At 66.3% G+C, this 18828-nt stretch carries 21 protein-coding genes; 16 read left to right on the forward strand and 5 right to left on the reverse strand.

All coding sequences use genetic code 11. From position 1 onward, the window contains the following. Positions 1–33: 33 nt before the first annotated feature. Together grxC and E1742_RS17865 are read right to left on the reverse strand one after the other, a co-directional pair. A complete protein-coding gene (gene grxC, locus E1742_RS17860; RefSeq protein ID WP_134386312.1) occupies positions 34–294 on the reverse strand; it encodes a glutaredoxin 3 in 261 nt (86 codons plus the stop codon). Between the two features lie 19 nt (positions 295–313). Continuing rightward, positions 314–715, reverse strand: a complete 402-nt coding sequence (locus E1742_RS17865) for a rhodanese-like domain-containing protein (protein WP_134386313.1) — start codon at positions 713–715, stop codon at positions 314–316. A gap of 126 nt (positions 716–841) precedes the next feature. On the opposite strand from E1742_RS17865, the gene gpmA reads away from it, so the two are divergent. From gpmA to E1742_RS26425, 16 genes are all read left to right on the forward strand, one after another. Further along, complete coding sequence (gene gpmA, locus E1742_RS17870; RefSeq protein ID WP_134386314.1) at positions 842–1588, forward strand: 2,3-diphosphoglycerate-dependent phosphoglycerate mutase; 747 nt, start codon at positions 842–844, stop codon at positions 1586–1588. An 8-nt stretch (positions 1589–1596) separates the two neighbouring features. Then, positions 1597–3066, forward strand: coding sequence for a murein hydrolase activator EnvC family protein (locus E1742_RS17875; RefSeq protein ID WP_134386315.1), 1470 nt, complete (start codon positions 1597–1599; stop codon positions 3064–3066). Between the two features lie 55 nt (positions 3067–3121). Then, positions 3122–4618 (forward strand): S41 family peptidase, encoded by a 1497-nt coding sequence (locus E1742_RS17880; protein ID WP_134386316.1) that lies wholly within the window; start codon positions 3122–3124, stop codon positions 4616–4618. Continuing rightward, positions 4615–5400, forward strand: a complete 786-nt coding sequence (locus tag E1742_RS17885; protein WP_134386317.1) for a HesA/MoeB/ThiF family protein — start codon at positions 4615–4617, stop codon at positions 5398–5400. Before E1742_RS17880 ends, E1742_RS17885 begins: the two co-directional genes overlap by 4 nt. A gap of 195 nt (positions 5401–5595) precedes the next feature. Continuing rightward, on the forward strand, positions 5596–6039 hold the full coding sequence (gene gspG / locus E1742_RS17890) for a type II secretion system major pseudopilin GspG (protein WP_134386318.1): 444 nt from the start codon (positions 5596–5598) through the stop codon (positions 6037–6039). Positions 6040–6065: 26 nt separating this feature from the next. After that, positions 6066–6524 (forward strand): type II secretion system minor pseudopilin GspH, encoded by a 459-nt coding sequence (gene gspH / locus E1742_RS17895; RefSeq protein ID WP_134386319.1) that lies wholly within the window; start codon positions 6066–6068, stop codon positions 6522–6524. Beyond that, entirely contained in the window at positions 6525–6902 is a 378-nt protein-coding gene (gene gspI, locus E1742_RS17900) for a type II secretion system minor pseudopilin GspI (protein ID WP_134386320.1), read from the forward strand. It begins immediately after the preceding gene. Further along, a complete protein-coding gene (locus tag E1742_RS17905; protein WP_134386322.1) occupies positions 6899–7537 on the forward strand; it encodes a type II secretion system protein GspJ in 639 nt (212 codons plus the stop codon). Before gspI ends, E1742_RS17905 begins: the two co-directional genes overlap by 4 nt. Beyond that, positions 7534–8571 (forward strand): type II secretion system minor pseudopilin GspK, encoded by a 1038-nt coding sequence (gene gspK / locus E1742_RS17910; RefSeq protein WP_134386324.1) that lies wholly within the window; start codon positions 7534–7536, stop codon positions 8569–8571. The genes E1742_RS17905 and gspK overlap by 4 nt, the downstream gene beginning before the upstream one ends. 19 nt (positions 8572–8590) lie before the next feature. Then, complete coding sequence (gene gspL / locus E1742_RS17915) at positions 8591–9826, forward strand: type II secretion system protein GspL (protein WP_134386326.1); 1236 nt, start codon at positions 8591–8593, stop codon at positions 9824–9826. Further along, the gene (locus E1742_RS17920; protein WP_134386328.1) at positions 9823–10341 is read left to right on the forward strand and encodes a type II secretion system protein M; all 519 of its coding nucleotides are present in this window, start codon (positions 9823–9825) and stop codon (positions 10339–10341) included. Before gspL ends, E1742_RS17920 begins: the two co-directional genes overlap by 4 nt. Next, positions 10338–11111 carry a type II secretion system protein N gene (gspN, locus tag E1742_RS17925; protein WP_134386330.1) on the forward strand — a complete coding sequence of 258 codons (774 nt, stop codon included), beginning with the start codon at positions 10338–10340 and terminating at the stop codon, positions 11109–11111. The genes E1742_RS17920 and gspN overlap by 4 nt, the downstream gene beginning before the upstream one ends. Beyond that, entirely contained in the window at positions 11111–13303 is a 2193-nt protein-coding gene (gene gspD / locus E1742_RS17930) for a type II secretion system secretin GspD (RefSeq protein WP_134386332.1), read from the forward strand. Before gspN ends, gspD begins: the two co-directional genes overlap by 1 nt. Continuing rightward, positions 13303–14733, forward strand: a complete 1431-nt coding sequence (gene gspE / locus E1742_RS17935) for a type II secretion system ATPase GspE (RefSeq protein ID WP_134386334.1) — start codon at positions 13303–13305, stop codon at positions 14731–14733. The genes gspD and gspE overlap by 1 nt, the downstream gene beginning before the upstream one ends. A 6-nt stretch (positions 14734–14739) precedes the next feature. After that, complete coding sequence (gene gspF / locus E1742_RS17940; protein WP_134386336.1) at positions 14740–15960, forward strand: type II secretion system inner membrane protein GspF; 1221 nt, start codon at positions 14740–14742, stop codon at positions 15958–15960. 13 nt (positions 15961–15973) lie between these two features. Next, positions 15974–16642, forward strand: coding sequence for a type II secretion system protein N (locus tag E1742_RS26425; protein ID WP_189568923.1), 669 nt, complete (start codon positions 15974–15976; stop codon positions 16640–16642). A 61-nt stretch (positions 16643–16703) separates the two neighbouring features. Here the strand turns inward: E1742_RS26425 and E1742_RS17950 are convergent, their stop codons facing one another. From E1742_RS17950 to hslV, 3 genes are read right to left on the reverse strand one after another with little or no spacing between them, the layout of a single operon-like run. Beyond that, on the reverse strand, positions 16704–16901 hold the full coding sequence (locus tag E1742_RS17950; protein ID WP_134386338.1) for a hypothetical protein: 198 nt from the start codon (positions 16899–16901) through the stop codon (positions 16704–16706). Between the two features lie 14 nt (positions 16902–16915). Continuing rightward, positions 16916–18250, reverse strand: coding sequence for an ATP-dependent protease ATPase subunit HslU (gene hslU, locus E1742_RS17955; RefSeq protein WP_189568947.1), 1335 nt, complete (start codon positions 18248–18250; stop codon positions 16916–16918). Positions 18251–18261: 11 nt separating this feature from the next. Continuing rightward, on the reverse strand, positions 18262–18798 hold the full coding sequence (hslV, locus tag E1742_RS17960; RefSeq protein ID WP_107144197.1) for an ATP-dependent protease subunit HslV: 537 nt from the start codon (positions 18796–18798) through the stop codon (positions 18262–18264). Between the last annotated feature and the right edge of the window lie 30 nt (positions 18799–18828).

Below are 18828 nucleotides of genomic sequence, written 5' to 3' on the forward strand. Positions count from 1 at the left end.
CCCGGGCGGCGGTTCCCGTCAACCGGGCCTGCGTCAGCCCTGCAACAGCGGATCGAGACGGCCCTGCTGGTCCAGCGCGTACAGGTCGTCGAAGCCGCCCACGTGCGTGTCGCCCACGTAGATCTGCGGTACCGTGCGGCGACCGGTCTTTTCCATCATGACCTGGCGCTGGGCCGGATCGAGGTCGACGCGGATCTTGTTGACGTTCTTGATGCCCTTCGCTTCCAGCAGGCGCTCGGCGCGGATGCAGTAGGGGCAGACGGCGGTGGTGTACATGGTGACGTTGGCGGTCATGGCATTTCCTTACCTAGCGTTATTTAGTGGTCGGCAAACCCTGGGTCTGCCATGCGGCGATGCCACCGTCGAGAACGACGACATCCGTAAATCCAGCCCCTTCCAGTATCTTCGCGGCGCCAAATGCGCGCGCTCCGGTCTGGCAGACAACGACAGCCGTCCGGTTCTTCAGCTTGTCCAGCTCGCCGACGCGGCCCTTCAGCTCCCTCAGCGGGATATTGCGGGCGTCGCGCAGGTGCCCTGCGGCGAACGCATCGGCATCGCGTATGTCCACAATGGTGGCTTTACCGCGATTTATCAACTGCGTCACTTCCAGCGCGGAAGCCTTTTTGCCGCGCTGCGTCAGTGCGGGCCACAGCAGTGCGCCACCGGACAGAACCGCGATGCCAACAAGAAAGATATGGTCAAGAATGAATTTCACTATGCTTCCAATGGTTGAACTGAATGCGCGCATTATAAAATAGATGCCGATCCGAGGCCCCGGCACTGTTTTTGCGGCTGACAAGCAAGATTTTTCAACGATTCTCCAACCTCTAACAGAACAGCTATGTACAAAATCGTATTCATGCGTCACGGCGAGTCCACCTGGAATCTCGAGAACCGCTTCACCGGCTGGACCGATGTGGACCTGACGGAAAAAGGTGTCAACGAAGCGAAAAGCGCGGGCGCCGTGCTCAAGCAGGAAGGCTACACGTTCGACCTGGCCTACACCTCCGTACTGAAGCGCGCGATCCGCACCCTGTGGCTGACGCTGGACGAGATGGACCTGATGTACCTGCCGATCAAGCACGACTGGCGCCTGAACGAGCGCCACTACGGCGCGCTGCAGGGGCTGGACAAGGGCGAGACGGCGGCGAAATATGGCGACGCGCAGGTGCTCGTCTGGCGCCGCAGCTACGACACGCCGCCGCCGGCGCTGGAGGCAGGCGACGACCGCACGTCGTTCGACGATCCGCGCTACGCCGGCCTGGCGAAAGAGCAGATCCCGCTGACGGAATGCCTGAAGGACACCGTGGCCCGTGTGATGCCGGCGTGGGACGAGGAAATCGCGCCCGCCATCAAGGCCGGCAAGAAGATCCTGATCTCCGCCCACGGCAACAGCCTGCGCGCGCTGATCAAGATGCTGGACGGCATCAGCGACGAGGAAATCGTCGGCCTGAACATCCCGAACGGCCAGCCGCTCGTGTACGAACTGGATGCCGACCTGAAACCGATCCGTCACTACTACCTGGGCGATGCCGACGCGATTGCCGCAGCCCAGGCGGCGGTCGCCAACCAGGGCAAGGCCAAGTAAAGGTTTCGATGGCTGTACACTTTCCCCGCCGCGGCACCTGGCTTGCCGCGGCGCTGGCGCTGGCGCTGTGCGCCGGCGTCCACGCCAAACCCACCGAACGCAGCAAGCAGAAGGCGGCCGCGGAAGCGCAGCGGGTCGCGTTGCAGCAGAAGCTCAATGCGCTGAAACGCGATATCGGCCAGACCGAAAGCGCGCGCGAGGACGCGGCCGACACGCTGGCCGACTCCGAGGCGGCGATCTCGCAGGCCAACCGTCAGTTGCGCGAATTGGCCGAGGAGCAGGCGCAGACCAATGCGCGCATCGGCGAGCTGTCGACGCAGCGCGAGCGCCTGACGGGCACCATCGCCGAGCAGAAGCGGCAATTGGCCAAGCTGCTGCGAGAGCAGTACGTGGCCGGCAACGAGGACCGCATCAAGCTGCTGCTGTCGGGCGACAACCCGAACCGCATCAACCGCGACCTGCAACTGATGGCGTACGTGTCGCAGGCGCAGGCGCGCCTGATCGAATCGCTGCGCGCCAACCTGGCCGCCGTCGAGGAAAACCAGGCTGCCGCACAGAACGCGCGCGACGAGCTGGAAGAAATTGCCCAGGAAGAGCGCCAGCAGAAGATCGAACTGGAACAGCAGAAGGCCAGACATGCCGCGCTGGTGGCGAACCTGTCGCAAAAGCTCGTCAGCCAGCGCAAGGAAGTGGGCAAGGTCGAACGCGACGAGCAGCGCATGGGCGCCCTGGTCGACCGCCTGAACAAACTGATTGAAGAACAGGCCCGCGCCGCCGCGGCCGAAGCGAAGCGCAAGGAGCTGCTGGCCGCCGCCCGCGCCAAGGCCAAGGCCGAAGCGGAGGCGCGCGCGAAGGCACGTGCCGAAGAACAACGGCTGGCACAGGCCAAGGCCAGGGCCGAACGGGAACGCCTGGCGAAGGAAAACCGCGGCAAGCCGGTGCCGGAACCTCGCGTGCCGCGCGAACCGGAGGTCAAACCAACGCCGCAGATCGCGCAGCAGGGAAAGCCGGCGAAACCGGAGCCGCGTGACGAAGGCGCCGCGAAACCGGCGGACGTGGCGCTGGCCCCGGCCGCCCCGGCGGGTGCGTTTGCCAGCCTGAAAGGGCAGATGCGCGCGCCGCTGGCGGGACGGGTCGCCGCAAGATTCGGCAGCAAGCGCGGCGACGGGCCCAGCTGGAAAGGGGTGTTCATCCTGGCCGGCGAAGGCACCGAAGTGCATGCGGTGGCCGGCGGACGAGTCGTGTTTGCCGACTGGCTGCGCGGCTTCGGCAACCTGATCATCGTCGATCACGGCAGCCAGTACATGAGCATCTACGGTAACAACCAGTCACTGCTGAGAAGGGCGGGCGACGTGGTGAAGGCCGGCGACGTCATTGCCGCGGCCGGAAACAGCGGCGGTAACGAGGAATCGGGTTTATACTTTGAGTTGCGCCACCAGGGCCGGGCATTCGATCCCGCCGGGTGGGTGAAGTTCTGAGCGTCGGCAGCAATTCAGCAGCAATTCGGTGCAATCGGGCAGCAGTTAAGGGCATATGGGCAATAAAGTAAAGAGTATCGGCCTCATCGGCCTGGGCATGGTGGCCGGTGTGGCCGCCTCTTTCCAGTTTTCTGCCATCGCGCAGAAAGCCGGAGCGCCGCTGCCGCTGGAAGAACTGCGCCAGCTGTCGGACGTGTTCGGGCTGATCAAGACCGATTACGTCGAAAGCGTGGACGACCGCAAGCTGGTGCGTGATGCCATCTCCGGCATGGTGGCGTCGCTCGATCCGCACTCCGTCTATCTCGACAAGAAGGCGTTCCGCGAGATGCGCGAATCCGTGCAGGGCAAGTTCGTCGGCATCGGTATCGAGGTGTCGATGGAGGACGGCTATGTGAAGGTGGTCTCGCCCATCGAGGATTCGCCCGCCTACAAGGCCGGCATCAAGTCGGGCGACCTGATCACCCGCCTGGACGGCGTGCCGCTGAAGGGCATGTCGCTGGACGACTCCATCAAGAAGATGCGCGGCGAGCCGAAAACGAAGGTCGTGCTGACGCTCTCGCGCAAGGGCGAGGACAAGCCGATCGTCGTGCCGGTCATGCGCGAGGAAATCCGCGTGCAGAGCGTCAAGGCAAAAGTCATCGAACCCGGTTACGTATGGCTGCGCATCGCGCAGTTCCAGGAGCCGACGGTCGACGAGATGGCGAAAAAGCTGTCGTCGCTGTATGCACAGAACCCTGTCATCAAGGGCATCGTGCTGGACCTGCGCAACGATCCGGGCGGCGTGGTGCCGGGCGCCATCGGGGTCTCGGCCGCCTTCCTGCCGAAGGACTCCGTGATCGTCTCGACCAACGGCCAGCTGGCCGATTCGAAGCACACATTCTATGCGCGGCCCGACGATTACGCCGGCCGTGCCACGGGCGACCCGCTGGCGAAGCTGCCGGCCGCGCTGAAGACCGTGCCCCTGGTGGTGCTGGTCAATGCCGGCTCCGCCTCGGCCTCCGAGATCGTTGCCGGCGCGCTGCAGGATTACAAGCGCGCCATCGTCATGGGCAGCCAGACGTTCGGCAAGGGCTCGGTGCAGACCTTGCGCCAGCTGAGCGAGGACACGGCCATCAAGCTGACGACGGCGCGCTACTACACGCCGAAAGGCCGCGCGATCCAGGCCAAGGGCATCGTGCCGGACGTCGCCGTCGATGAAACGGCCGAAGGCGATGGCCTGAACAGCCTGCGCCTGCGCGAAGCAGACCTGGTCAAGCATCTGTCCAACGGCGACGAGGACGAGAAGGCGCGTCCGGTCCGCAACGACGAGCTGGAAGAGGAGCAGCGCCTGCTGGCGCGCGCGAAGCGGCAGAAGCCCGTGGAATTCGGCAGCAAGTCCGACTTCCAGCTGGCGCAGGCGCTGAACCATTTCAAGGGCCTGCCGGTGAAGATGGCGAAGGCCGACACGCCGGAAGAACAGGGCGCGCAGGATATCCTCGTCAAGCCGGATACGAAATCCGATGTCAACGTCAAGCCGGAAGACAAGAAGGCGCCCGTTTCGAAAGTCAAATGAGCGTCGAACTCAATGACGCGCAGCTGCTGCGCTACTCGCGCCACATCCTGCTCGATGAAATCGGCATCGAAGGCCAGCAGAAGCTGCAGGCCGCGCGCGTGCTGGTCATCGGCGCCGGCGGCCTTGGCTCGCCGGCCGCACTGTACCTGGCATCGGCCGGCGTCGGCCGCCTGACCCTTGTCGATCACGACACCGTCGACCTGACTAACCTGCAGCGCCAGATCGCCCACACGACGGCGCGCGTGGGCAGCCCCAAGGCCGAATCGGCGCGCGCGGCCATCGCCGCCATCAATCCGGAAGTGGACGTCGTCGCGCTGCTGGAGCGGGCCGACGACGCGCGTCTGGCCGAACTGGTCCGCGACGCCGACGTGGTACTGGACTGCACCGACAACTTCGCCACGCGCCACGCCGTCAACCGCGCCTGCGTGGCGCACAAGGTGCCGCTGGTATCGGGCGCCGTGATCCGCTTCGATGGCCAGGTCAGCGTGTTCGATCCGCGCGCGGGCGACTTGCCGTGCTATTCGTGCCTCTTTCCGCAGGACCAGGCATTCGAGGACGTGGCGTGTTCGACGATGGGCGTGTTCGCGCCATTGGTCGGCATCGTCGGCGCCATGCAGGCGGCCGAGGCGCTGAAACTGGTCATGGGCATCGGCACATCGCTGGCGGGGCGCCTGCTGCTGCTCGATGGCCTGCGCATGGAGTGGACCAGCATCGGCATCGGCCGCAATGACGGCTGCCCGGTGTGCGGGACGTTGGCGCTGGGGTCTGTCCCCGGTAAGTGATGTCTTCCGCGCTCGCTGTTGGCAGCGCAAGGGGACTGACCCCGGTTTTGAACGAACGTCACCGGGCAGATGCCTACCCACACCCGTAACAAAACATGACAGCGGACTCGGCTTTTTCACCGCCCTGTTATATTTCCGGTCTATACTGCTGCACTCTTGTTTTCGCGATAACCTCAGTCAAACATTCCCGAACTTATGCAAAACGTCTCACAACGGATGCGCCGCGCGCGCGGTTTCACGCTGATCGAAATCATGGTCGTGGTCGTCATCATGGGCGTGCTGGCCGCGCTGGTCGTGCCCAAGCTGCTGTCCCGCACGGGCGAATCGAAAGTGGCCGCGGCCAAGGTCGATATCGCCACGATCATGCAGGCCATGAAGCTGTACAAACTCGATAACACCCGCTACCCCACGACGGAGCAGGGCCTGCAGGCGCTGCTGACCCGTCCGACCGGCGGCCCGCCGGCCACTGGCTGGAAGGAGGGCGGTTATCTGGAAAAGATGCCGAAGGACCCATGGGGCAATCCGTATCAGTTCCTGTCGCCCGGCGTGAAGGGCGAGATCGATGTGTTCTCGCTGGGCGCCGATGGCCAGCCCGGCGGCACCGGCGACGATGCCGATATCGGCTCCTGGGATAATTGAACCTGACCACCGACTCCTGACACGCGATGCGTCAGCGCGGCTTTACGCTGATCGAGCTGCTGGTGGTGCTGGTCATCATCGGCCTGACCCTGGGTCTCGTCACGATGAACGCGGCACCCAGCCAGCGCCAGGCCATGCAGCAGGAAGCGCAGCGCGTGGCACTGCTGCTGCAGCTGGCACGCGATGAAGCCATCGTGCGCAACCGTCCCGTCGCGTTCGAGGCAAACGCCAACAGCTACCGCTTCCTGATCCGCAACGGCCGCCGCTGGGAGGCCCTGCCCGCGGACGATATGCTGCGCGAGCGCGAATTCAAACGCAGTCCCGTGACCCTGCTGCTCGATCCTCCCACCAATATCCCCGGCGAAGCCCTGCGCATCGTGTTCGGCCGCGAGCCGGTCGACAAGCCGTTCGTGCTGACGATGGCCAGCGGCGACGTCAGCGCCGCCATCCATGCCGACGGCATCGGCCACTTCACGGTGGAATAAATGACACGCACCAAGCGCCGCGCACAGGGTTTCACGCTGCTCGAAGTGCTGGTGGCGCTGGTCATCGTCGGCACGGCGCTGGGCGCCTCGCTGCGCGCCATCGGCAGCCTGACGCAAAACAGCGATGGCCTGCGCAGCACGATGATGGCCACCTGGTCGGCCGAGAACCGGCTGGTCGAGATCCGGCTGGCGCGCGTGTTTCCCGCCGTGGGCAAGACGTCGTATGCATGCCCGCAGGGCGAGATGGAACTGATCTGCGAAGAGAACGTCATCATGTCGCCCAATCCGCGCCTGCGCCGTGTCGAAGTGAGCGTGTTCGAGGCGGCGCATCCCGAGCGCCGCATCATCAAGCTGGTGCAACTGGTGCTGCGCGAATGAAGCGCGCGACAAGCAAGCAGACCGCGCGCGGCTTCACGCTCGTCGAGCTGCTCGTGGCCATCACCGTGCTGGCGATCGTCGCCGTACTGGGCTGGCGGGGGCTGGACAGCATCATCCGCTCGCGCGCGGCGCTGACGGAGCAGATGGACCATTCCCGCGGCATCCAGCTGGCGTTTGCCCAGATGCAGAGCGACCTGGAACAACTGGCCGACAGGGATCTGCTGCCAGGCCGCCAGCAGCTGGTGGCGGACAATGCGCGGCTGATTTTCGTGCGCACCGTGTTCCCGGAAAACGGCCCGTCGCAACTGCAGGTCGTCAGCTACCGGGTGCGCGAGGGCGTGCTGTCGCGCCGCGAATCCGTCAACACGCGCGACCTGACGCAGCTCGACTCGCTGTGGCAGGTGGCGCTGGGCGACACCGATCCCGTGCCGGGCGTGGCGCTGCAGTCGGGCGTTGCCGACATGGCGATCCGCCTGTGGGAAAACGGCGCATGGCGCGCACCGGACAATGCGGCCGCCGCCCCGCAGCAGTCCCCGGTTCCCGGGGTCTCCGGCATCAAGGGACTGGAGATGTCGCTGCAGTTGCTGGGCCAGCCGAATCCGCTGGTGAAGATCCTGTTGCTGGGGGCCGTATGAGCGCCGGCCTGCACCGCCAGCGCGGCGTCGCCGTCGTCACGGCATTGCTGCTGACGACACTGGCCGTGACGATCGTCGCCAGCCTGTTCTGGCAGCAGCAGGTGCAGGTGCGTTCGATGGAAAACCAGCGCCTGCACCTGCAGACGCGCTGGATCCTGCGCGGGGCGCTGGACTGGGCGCGGCTGATCCTGCAGCAGGAAGGGAACGACAGCAGAATCATGACGCGCGAGGACGGCGTCTGGGCCACGCCGCTGGCCGAAACGCGGCTGGACGACTACCTCGAACGCGAGCGGCAGAATAACGAAACGTACGACGCCACGCTGTCGGGGCAGATTTACGATGCGCAGGCGCGCTACAATCTGGCGAATCTGGCTGGTCCGAACGGGGTCGACCCAAACCAGGTGAATGTGTTCAAACGCCTGCTGCGCAACGTGCAAATGGACGATGCGCTGGCGCTGCCGGTAGCGCAGGCCGTGGCGCGAGCGCGGCCGCTGTCGGCACAGGGAACTACGGGAACGACGGGAACGACGGGAACCGGTGGGGGTACAGGCAGTACCGGCACCACAGGTACCACCACAGGCAGCACCGGGACCACGGGCAGCGCGACAGGCACGGGCAGCAGCGCGCCGCTTCAGATGCTGCGGGTGGAAGACCTGCTGACGGTGGCCGGCGTGACGCAGCAGGCTGTAGAGCGGCTGCGCGATTTTGTCATCGTGCTGCCGGCCGAAGCGAAGGTCAATGTGAATACGGCGCGGGCCGAGGTGCTGGCGGCGCTGTTCGACAATATGTCGGTGTCGGAAGCGCAGTCGCTGGTCGTGCGGCGCAAGCGCTCAGCTTGGCCGACCAAGGATGCGCTGCAGGCCGATGCTGGCGCTGCCAAGCTGATGGTGGACGTCGTCGTCAGGAGCGACAACTTCCTCGTGCAAAGCCAGGTGCGGCTCGAACGGGCGGCGCTCGAAAGCTGGTCGCTGATCCACCGCGAGTTGCCGCAGGGCCGCTCGATAACAACGCCGGTATGGATACGGGAACTCTAGGAAAAGAAGGCAAACGGTTTTGACGACTCTTTATATCAGTTATCCGGCGCGGGCCGCCGCCAACGACGCGGGCGCGGCGCAGAGCTGCGGCTTCGCGCTGGTGGGCGATGGCGGCAGCGTGGCGCAGCAGGGCGTGGGTGCGCTGTCGAAGCTGGCGGACCTGGTGGCGTCGGCGCGCAAGGTCGTGCTGCTGCTGTCGGCCGCCGACGTGACGCTGCTGCGCGTGGCCGTGCCGCCGCTGTCCGGCGCGCGCCTGAAGGCCGCGCTGCCCAACCTGGTCGAGGAGCAGATCCTGGGTGACCCGGCCGAGTGCGCGTTTGCCGTCGGTCCCGTCCAGCCGGGCGTTGCCGAACGTACGGTCGCTGTCGTGCAGCGTGCCTGGCTGGAGGTGCTGGTGCGTGCGCTGGTGGCGCAGGGCGCGCGGTCCGTCAGCGCGCTGCCCGGCCAACTGTGCCTGCCGCTGGCACCGGGCGGCGTCTCCGCCGCGCTGGTGCATGACGAGGCAGGGCTGGAACTGACCCTGCGCGCCGCCCAGTACGAAGGCATGGGCCTGACGCTGCCGGCGCAGGCCGACAGCGCCTTGCATACGCTGCGGGCGCTGGCCGGCGAAGCGCCGGTCACGCTGTACGTGCCCGCCGCGCAGCGCGCGCAGTACGATGCGCTGGTAGCGGAAATCCCCGGCATCATGCTGGAAGAGGACAACTGGGTCCACCGCATCGCCGCCGCCCAGGCGGTGCAGCTGGATATGGCTGCGGGTCTCGGTGCCGCCAGCGGTGCGCAGGCGCGCGAATGGCGCCGATGGCGCTGGCCGCTGCGCATCGCACTGCTGGCAGTGCTGGTCAATATCGTCGGCCTGAACGTGGAGTGGCTGCGCATGCGCCGCGAGGCCCAGGCCGTGCGCCTGTCGATGACGCAGATCTTCCGCGCCGCCTACCCGAACGAGAAGGTCATCCTCGATCCGGCCGCGCAGATGCGCAAGAACATCGCCACCGCCAGGGTGGCCGGCGGCGAGATGGCGGCGGACGAATTCACGGCGCTGGCCGCCGCGCTGGGCGAAGCGCTGCAGATGCTGCCGCAGCGTGACGTGGTCGCCGGGCTGGAGTATCGCGAGCGCGCACTGACCGTCAAACTGAAACCGAATACCGTAGACGCGGCCGCGCTGGCGCAGGTGCAGGCGCAGCTCGCGCCGCGCAACCTGTCGCTGAAGGAAACCGGCGCCGGCGTCTGGCAACTGCGCGCGGGAGGCAAGTCGTGAGCAAACTGAAGGACACCATCAAGGGCTGGCGCGCGGGTGCCGACAGCTTCTGGAGCGCCCGCACGGAGCAGGAGCGCCGCATGCTGGCGATTGGCGGCACCGTCGTCGCGCTGGGGCTGATCTACGGCCTGCTGATCGATCCGGCCCTGACGGGCCGCGAAAAACTGCGGCGCGAACTGCCGCTGCTGCGCCAGGAAGCGGCGGAGCTGCAGGCGCTGGCCAGCCAGGCCGCGCAGATGTCGGCGGCGCCGGCAACGCCGCCGGCGCCGCTGTCGCGCGAAGCCCTGAACACGGCGCTGGCCGGGCGCGGGCTGACGCCGCAGAACGTGGTCGCCACGGGGGACTACTTCAAGATCGATTTCAAGAACGTGCCGTTTGCCGGCCTGGTGACCTGGCTGGACGAGGCGCGCCGTGAAAACCGGCTGGCCGTCACGGAAGGCACCGTCAGCGCGCAGGATGCCGCCGGCATGGTCGATGCGACGCTGACGCTGCGCCAGGAAACGGGCAGCCGATGAAGCGTACCCTCGCATGGCTGCTGGCCATTGCCGTCACGGCCGTGCTGACGATGCTGGTGTTCTTCCCGGCCACGTGGGTCGCCGTGCTGGTGGAGCGCCAGACGGGCGGGCGCCTGACATTGGGCGACGCGCAGGGCACGTTGTGGCATGGCTCCGCGTTTGTCGGCGGCGCCGCCAGTGGCAACGCGGCCGTCACGCCGCTGCTGCCGGGTCGCTTCACGTGGAAGCTGTCGCCGCTGTCGCTGCTGGGCAGCGTGCGGATGGAGCTGTCCAACCCGGAGGCGCTGACGCAGCCCGTCAACTTCACGGGCAGCTGGCGCCAGTGGCAGCTGAGCCCCGCGGCCTTGCTGCTGCCGGCCGACGGCCTGGCGGGACTGGGCGCGCCCCTCAATACGCTGGCGCTGTCCGGCCGTCTGCAGCTGTCGTGGACGTCGCTGCAACTGGCGCTGGTGGAGCGCACCGTGGCCGTCAATGGCGTGACGACGTTGCAGATGCAGGACGTGTCGTCGCGCCTGACGCCGATACGCCCGCTGGGCAGCTACCAGCTGGCGCTCGACTGGCGCGGCGCGCAGGCCGGCGTCAACCTCACCACGACCAAAGGCCCGCTGCTGTTGTCCGGTACGGGCCAGCTGCAAGGCGGCCGGCTGCAGTTTTCCGGCCAGGCGCAAGCGGCCAACGGCTACGAAGAAACGCTGGGCAATCTGCTCAACCTGCTGGGCCAGCGCAGGACGGTCGGCGGCAAAAACATCATCGCTTTAGAGTTCAGATAATGAAAAATCAGTTTGCAAGCAAAACCAATCCTCCGGCGCTCAAGCGCTTCAGTGCCGCTGCGCTGCTGTGCTGCATGCTGTCCTCGGCCATTGCCCCGGCATGGGCCGCGCCGCAGGCGGAGTCGGATGCGGCGGCGCTCAACTTCGTCGGTGCCGATATCGAGTCCGTCATCAAGGCGGTTGGCCACTACACCAACATCACGTTCCTGATCGATCCGCGCGTCAAGGGCACGATCACCCTGGTGTCGGAAAAATCGATCAGCAGGTCGCAGGCATTCGCGCTGCTGACGTCCGCGCTGCGCCTGCAGGGCTACGCGATCGTCAGCGGCGACGGCTATGCAAAGGTGGTGCCGGAAGCGGAAGCGAAGCTGCAGGCCACGCCCACGGTGATCGGCAAGCAGGCCACGCCGAAGGGCGACCAGATCGCCACGCAGGTATTCCACCTGTCGCATGAATCGGCGGCCAACCTGGTCAGCGTGCTGCGTCCACTGATCTCCACCAACAACACGATCAATGCCAATCCGGGCAACAACACGCTGGTCATCACGGATTACGCCGACAACCTGAAACGCCTGTCCAAGATCGTGGCGGCACTGGACGCGCCGGCATCGACGGACATGGACGTGATTCCCGTACGCTACGGCATCGCCAGCGACGTGGCGGCGATGATCAACAAGATGATGGAACCTGGCAGCGGCGCCGGCGACGGCGGCGGCAAGGTCACCGTGCTGGCCGACCCGCGCACCAATGCGCTGATCCTGCGCGCGCCGTCGCTGGCGCGCGCCAATCTCGCCAAGTCGCTGATCGCCAAACTGGACCAGCCGACGGCGGAACTGGGCAACGTGCACGTCGTCTACCTGAAGAACGCCGATGCGACCAAGCTGGCCGAGACACTGCGCGCGGTCACGACGGGAGAAGCGCCGAGCCAGGGTTCGGGCAGCGGCAGCTCCCTGAACAACAACCAGGCGACGATGCAGACTGGCGCCAACAACACCATCGGGCAGAGCGGCAGCACGTCCAGTACGGGGCCGACCAATCCGGCGCTGAGCGGCAACAGCCGCGGCACGTCCGGCAGCACGGGCGGCAGCGGCTACATCCAGGCCGATGCCTCCACCAACACGCTGATCATCACGGCACCGGAAGCGATCTACCGCAACCTGCGTGCCGTTATCGACCAGCTCGACGTGCGCCGCGCGCAGGTCTATATCGAGGCGCTGATCGTCGAAGTCAGTGCCGACAAGGCGGCCGAATTCGGGGTGCAGTGGGTCGGCGCCTCGGGCAACGGCAACAGCACCTACCGCGTGGGCGGCCTGCAGTCGTTCGCCAACGGCGGCAATAACCTCGTCAACGTCTACAACGGTACGGCGCCCGGCAACGGCCTGTCGATCGGCATCTTCAAGCAGCTGGCCGACGGCAAGCTGGGACTGGGGGCCCTGGCGCACGTGCTGGAGACGAACGCCAACGGCAACGTGCTGTCCACACCGAACATGATCACGCTGGACAACGAGGTGGCGACGATCCGCGTCGGCCAGAACGTGCCGATCCTGACGGGCCAGTTCACGACAACCTCGGGCACCAACTCCAATCCGTTCCAGACGATCGACCGCAAGGACGTGGGCCTGACCTTGAAGGTGAAGCCGCAAATCTCCGAAGGCGGCACGATCAAGCTGGCGATCTACAACGAATCGTCCAGCGTGGCGGCATCGTCGGTGGATGCCACGGCCGGCATCACGCTGAACACGCGGGTGATCGAGAACAACGTCATTGCCGACGATGGCCAGATCATCGTGCTGGGCGGCCTGATCGAGGACAAGGCCAGCGACAGCGTCGAACGCGTGCCCGGGCTGGCCAGCCTGCCAATCCTCGGCAACCTGTTCAAGTACAACAAGCGCAGCCGCACCAAGACAAACCTGATGGTGTTCCTGCGCCCGGTCGTCATCCGCAACATGGAGCAGAGCATCAGCCTGGCCACGGACCGTTACGACTACATGCGCTCGGCCGGTGCGACGCTGACGCCGAACGAGGCGGTCCTCGTCAAGCAGCTGGGCAATCCGATGCTGCCGCCGCTGGTCGACGGCAAGCCGGCCAGCGAAGACGGCACGCTGGCGCGCCCGGTTCCCCCGGCAGCCGTGCCGGCCCGCGTGCCCGGCGCTGCGCAACCCGTGCCCGCGCAACCGGCCGGGAAGCAGTAATGACCAATCTGCTGCCTTACGCCTTTGCGCGGGACTACCTCGTGCTGGCCCGCAGCGGCGAGCGTGACGATACCGTGCAGGTGCTGGTGTCGAACGCCACGACGCCGGCGGCCATCGCCGAGGTGTCGCGCCGCTTCGGCCGCATCCAGCTGTCCGCCATGCCGCGCGCCGAGCTGGAAGCGGCGATCGCGTCGGCCTATGCCGGCGCCGGCGGCGACGTGTCGCAAGTGGCCGACGAATTCGACGCCGACCTCGATCTCACCAAGCTGCTGCAGGACGTGCCGGCGATCGAGGATCTGCTGGAATCGTCCGACGACGCGCCCGTCATCCGCATGATTAACGCGCTGCTGACGCAGGCTCTGCGCGATGGCGCGTCCGACATCCACGTCGAGCCGTTCGAGCAGATTTCCGTCGTGCGCTTCCGCGTCGACGGCGCGCTGCGCGATATCGTCAAGCCGAGAAAGGCGATCCACGGCTCGCTGATCTCGCGGATCAAGATCATGGCGCAGCTGGACATCGCCGAGAAACGCCTGCCGCAGGACGGCCGCATCACGCTGCGCGTGGGCGGCAAGCCGGTGGACGTGCGCGTCTCGACGCTGCCGACGGGCCACGGCGAGCGCGCCGTGCTGCGCCTGCTGGACAAGGAAGCGGGCCGGCTCGACCTGCAGCACCTGGGCATGAGCGATCCGATGCTGGCGCAGTTCAACGGCCTGCTGGCGCAGCCGCACGGCATCGTGCTGGTGACGGGACCGACCGGCTCCGGGAAAACGACGACGCTGTATGCGGCCCTGTCGCTGCTGAACTCCACCACGACGAACATCCTGACGGTGGAAGACCCGATCGAATACGACCTGGCCGGTGTCGGCCAGACGCAGGTGAACGCGCGCATCGACATGACGTTTGCGAAAGCGCTGCGGGCGATCCTGCGGCAGGATCCGGACGTCATCATGATCGGCGAGATCCGCGACCTGGAAACGGCGCAGATCGCGGTTCAGGCTTCGCTGACGGGCCACCTGGTGCTGGCCACGCTGCACACCAACGATGCGGCATCGGCCGTCACGCGTCTGCTGGACATGGGCATCGAGCCGTTCCTGCTGTCGTCGTCGCTGCTGGGCGTGCTGGCGCAGCGGCTCGTGCGCAAACTGTGCCCCGTCTGCAAAACCAGCGATGGACAAGGTGGAGCAAGCGCGTGGCATGCGGTGGGGTGCGAAGCATGCGGCCACACGGGCTACCAGGGCCGCGTCGGTATTTACGAGCTGCTGCAGACGACGGAGCAGATTCGCTCGCAGATTCACGAGCGCGCGTCCGAAGCGCATATCCGCACGGCGGCGCTGGGCGACGGCATGCAGACGATGCGCGACGACGGCGAGCGCTGGCTGGCCAACGGCACGACCACGCTGGCCGAACTGCTGCGCGTGGCGAAGGACTAAAGGGCTATGCCGGCATTTCGATACGAAGCCGTCGACGCGGGCGGCGCCACCAAGAAAGGCGTCGTCAATGCCGACAGCGCCCGCTCCGCGCGCGCAGACCTGCGCGGCCAGGGGCTGGTGCCGCTGAAGGTCGATGCGATCTCGGCCCAGGTGGATGCCAGCGGCGCGACGAAACGGCGCGGGCTGGGCGAAAAACTGTCCACCACCGAACTGGCGCTGTTCACGCGCCAGCTGGCCAGCCTGCTGGAAGCGGGGCTGCCCCTGGAGCAGGCATTCACGGCGCTGCTGGAACAGGCCGAGCGGCCGTACGTGCGCGACCTGATCGCATCGATCCGCTCGGAGGTGATCGGCGGGGCGGCACTGTCCGACGTGCTGGGTCGTCATCCACGCGACTTCGCCGAGATCTACCGGGCGCTGGTGGCCTCGGGAGAACAGATCGGCCAGTTGTCGCGCGTGCTGTCACGCCTGGCCGACTACATCGAACGGCGCAACGCGCTGGTGCAGAAGGTCAAACTGGCGTTTACCTATCCGGCCATCGTCACGGTCGTGGCGTTCGCCATCGTCATCTTCCTGCTGACGTACGTGGTGCCGCAGATCGTGTCGGTGTTTGCCAACACGAAGCAGAAGCTGCCGCTGCTGACGGTGATCATGCTGGCCGTCTCCGACTTCGTGCGCCACTACGGCATCGTCGTGCTGGTGCTGCTGATCGGCGCCTGGGTCATGTGGCGCAAGGCGCTGCAGAACATCGAACTGAAAACGCGCTGGCATACGTGGCTGCTGACGGCGCCGTTGTATGGCAAGTTCGAGCGCAGCCTGAACACGTCGCGCTTCGCCAGCACGCTGGCGATCACGACGGGCTCCGGCGTGCCGATCCTGCGCGCGCTGGAGACGAGCCGCGACACGCTGTCGAACGTGGCGATGCGCCAGCTGGTGGAAGAGGCCAGCGACGCCGTGCGCGAAGGCGTCAGCCTGGCGCGCGCGCTGTCGGCGCAGAAGCATTTTCCGCCGATGCTGATCCACATGATCCGCGCCGGCGAAATCACGGGCGAGTTGCCGGCCATGCTGGAACGGGCTGCGGCCGCGCAGGAAGCGGACCTGGAACGCCGCACGCTGACGATTGCCGGGCTGCTGGAACCGGCCCTGATTCTGGCCATGGGTGTGGTGGTGCTGCTGATCGTGCTGGCCGTGCTGATGCCGATTATCGAGATTAATCAGCTGGTGCGCTGACAATGGAATACTGATGAACCGTTTGCCTTTTATTAGCACCGTTGCCGCCGTCGTGGCGCTGACGGCCTCCGTGGCCTACTGGGGCCTGCAGCTGTACAAGCCGGCGCAGCGGCCCATCGCCGCCGTGCCCGTGACGGAAACGCCGCCGGCACCGATCGACGCCGCGCGCGGCCTGTTCGGCGGCGACACGGCCGTTGCCGCCGTCAGCAATTATGAGCTGCGCGGCGTCGTGGCAGCCCGCAACGGCCAGCGCAGCGTGGCCATCATCGCCGCCAACGGCGAACCGCCCAAGGCCTGGCCGGTCGGGACGGAGCTGGCACCGGGCGTCACCGTCAAGGACGTGCAGCCGCGCTTCGTGACGTTGAGCGAAGGGGGTGTGCAGAAGCGGCTGGATCTGCCGGCCGACATGGGCATGTCGTCCACCACGGCCGCGCCGCTGCCGGAGGTGAAGCGCGGCGCGGCGCCGGCGCCGCAACAGCCATCGGCCACACCGCCACCGCCGCCCGCCAATCCGGGCGGCCAGGCAGCGTCAGGCGGCCAGGCGGGATATGTCGGCCAGGCCGGGCAGGCTGGAGGACAGGCAGCAGGGCAGGCGGGTGGACAGGCGGGTGGACAGGCAGCAGGCCAGGCCGCCCCGGTGCAGACGGCGCCCGCACAGCGAACGTCCACCGACACCAAATAAAAAGCACCTCGTCGGGACGGTAACCGACGAGGTGCCTGTTGCGCCGGCAGCAGCCGAACGCTCAATCCTCCGGATCGGCCTTCAGCTTCGCCTGCGCAATCGCCCGCCGGGCCTCCTGCCGCACGGCCGACTTGCTCTTCTCATGCGGTCCGGCGGCGCGCGCCTTGGCCAGCGCGGCAAACGGATTGCGCGGCTTGTTGAACGACGGCTCGACACGCAGCCGCATCTTCTGCCGGGTTGCCAGTGCCTTGTTTGCCATGGCGCGCTCCTTCGTTACAGCACGTAGCGGGACAGGTCCTCGTTGACGGCCAGCGCATCGAGCCGCTGGTTGACGTAAGCCGCGTCGATGACGATCGTTTTTTCCGTGCGGTCCGCCGCGTCGAACGAAATCTCTTCCAGCAGCTTTTCCATCACCGTGTACAGCCGGCGCGCGCCGATGTTTTCCGTGCGCTCGTTGACCTGGTGCGCGATCTCGGCCAGGCGCGTGATGCCGCTGGCGTCGAATTGCAGGGTCAGGCCTTCGGTCGCCAGCAGCGCTTCGTACTGGCGCGTCAGGCAGGCGTCCGTGCTGGTCAGGATACGCTCGAAGTCGGCGATCGACAGCGATTCCAGTTCCACGCGGATCGGGAAACGTCCCTGCAGTTCGGGGATCAGGTCCGACGGCTTGGCCAAGTGGAACGCACCGGATGCAATGAACAGGATGTGATCGGTCTTGATCATGCCGTACTTCGTGTTCACGGTGGTGCCTTCCACCAGCGGCAGCAGGTCGCGCTGCACGCCGGCACGGGAGACATCCGCGCCGCCCGATTCGGAGCGGGACGCGATCTTGTCGATCTCGTCCAGGAACACGATGCCGTTCTGCTCCACGTTCTGGATGGCCTTCTGCTTCATCTCGTCTTCGTTGACGAGCTTGGCCGCTTCCTCGTCCACCAAGAGCTTCAGTGCTTCGCGAATCTTGACCTTGCGGGCCTTCTTGCGTCCGCCGCCCACGCCGGAGAACATCGACTTGATCTGCTCCGTCATTTCTTCCATGCCCGGCGGCGCCATGATTTCCATCTGCGGCGACGGTTCGGCCACTTCGATCTCGATTTCCTTGTCATCGAGTTCGCCCATGCGCAGGCGCTTGCGGAACGTCTGGCGGGTACCGTCGGCGGCGGCCGGCTCGGCCTGCGCGTCGCGGAAGCCGAAGTCGCGCGGCGGCGGCAGCAGGATGTCGAGCACGCGGTCTTCGGCGGCGTCCTCGGCGCGGGCGCGCACCTTGGCCATCTCGGCCTGGCGCGTCTGCTTGACGCCGATATCGATCAGGTCGCGGATGATGGTATCGACATCGCGGCCCACGTAGCCCACCTCGGTGAACTTGGTGGCCTCGATCTTGATGAACGGCGCATCGGCCAGCTTGGCCAGGCGGCGGGCGATCTCGGTCTTGCCCACACCCGTCGGGCCGATCATGAGGATGTTTTTCGGCGTGATCTCGTGGCGCAGCGGTTCTTCGACCTGCTGGCGGCGCCAGCGGTTGCGCAGCGCGATGGCCACGGCGCGCTTGGCCTTGCCCTGGCCGACGACGTGTTTGTCGAGTTCACCGACGATTTCTTGCGGTGTCATGTTCATATGGGTCATGGTCAGTCCAGGGTTTCGATGATGTGGGACAGGTTCGTGTAGATGCACAGCTCGCCGGCGATCGTCAGCGATTTCTTGACGATGTCGGCCGGGGCCAGTTCCGTATTCTCGAACAGCGCCTTGGCGGCGGACTGGGCATAGACGCCGCCGGAACCGATCGCACCGATGCCGTCTTCCGGCTCCAGCACATCGCCATTGCCCGTGATGATCAAGGTCGATTCCGCATCGGCCACCAGCAGCATCGCTTCCAGGCGGCGCAGCACGCGGTCGGTGCGCCAGTCCTTGGCCATCTCGACGGAGGCGCGCAGCAGGTTGCCCTGGTGTTTTTCCAGCTTCGCTTCGAAGCGGTCGAGCAAGGTAAACGCATCGGCGGTGCCGCCGGCAAAGCCGCACAGGACCTTGCCCTGGTACAGCTTGCGCACCTTGCGCGCCGTGCCCTTCATGACGATATTGCCCAGCGTAACCTGACCGTCGCCGCCCAGCGCAACCTGCTTGCCGCGGCGCACACTCAGGATCGTGGTACCGTGAAATTGTTCCATATATGCCTCAAAGTAATGACGCGGAAATCT

It is taken from the genome of Pseudoduganella plicata, assembly GCF_004421005.1.
GTDB classification, from domain to species: Bacteria; Pseudomonadota; Gammaproteobacteria; order Burkholderiales; family Burkholderiaceae_D; genus Rugamonas; species Rugamonas plicata.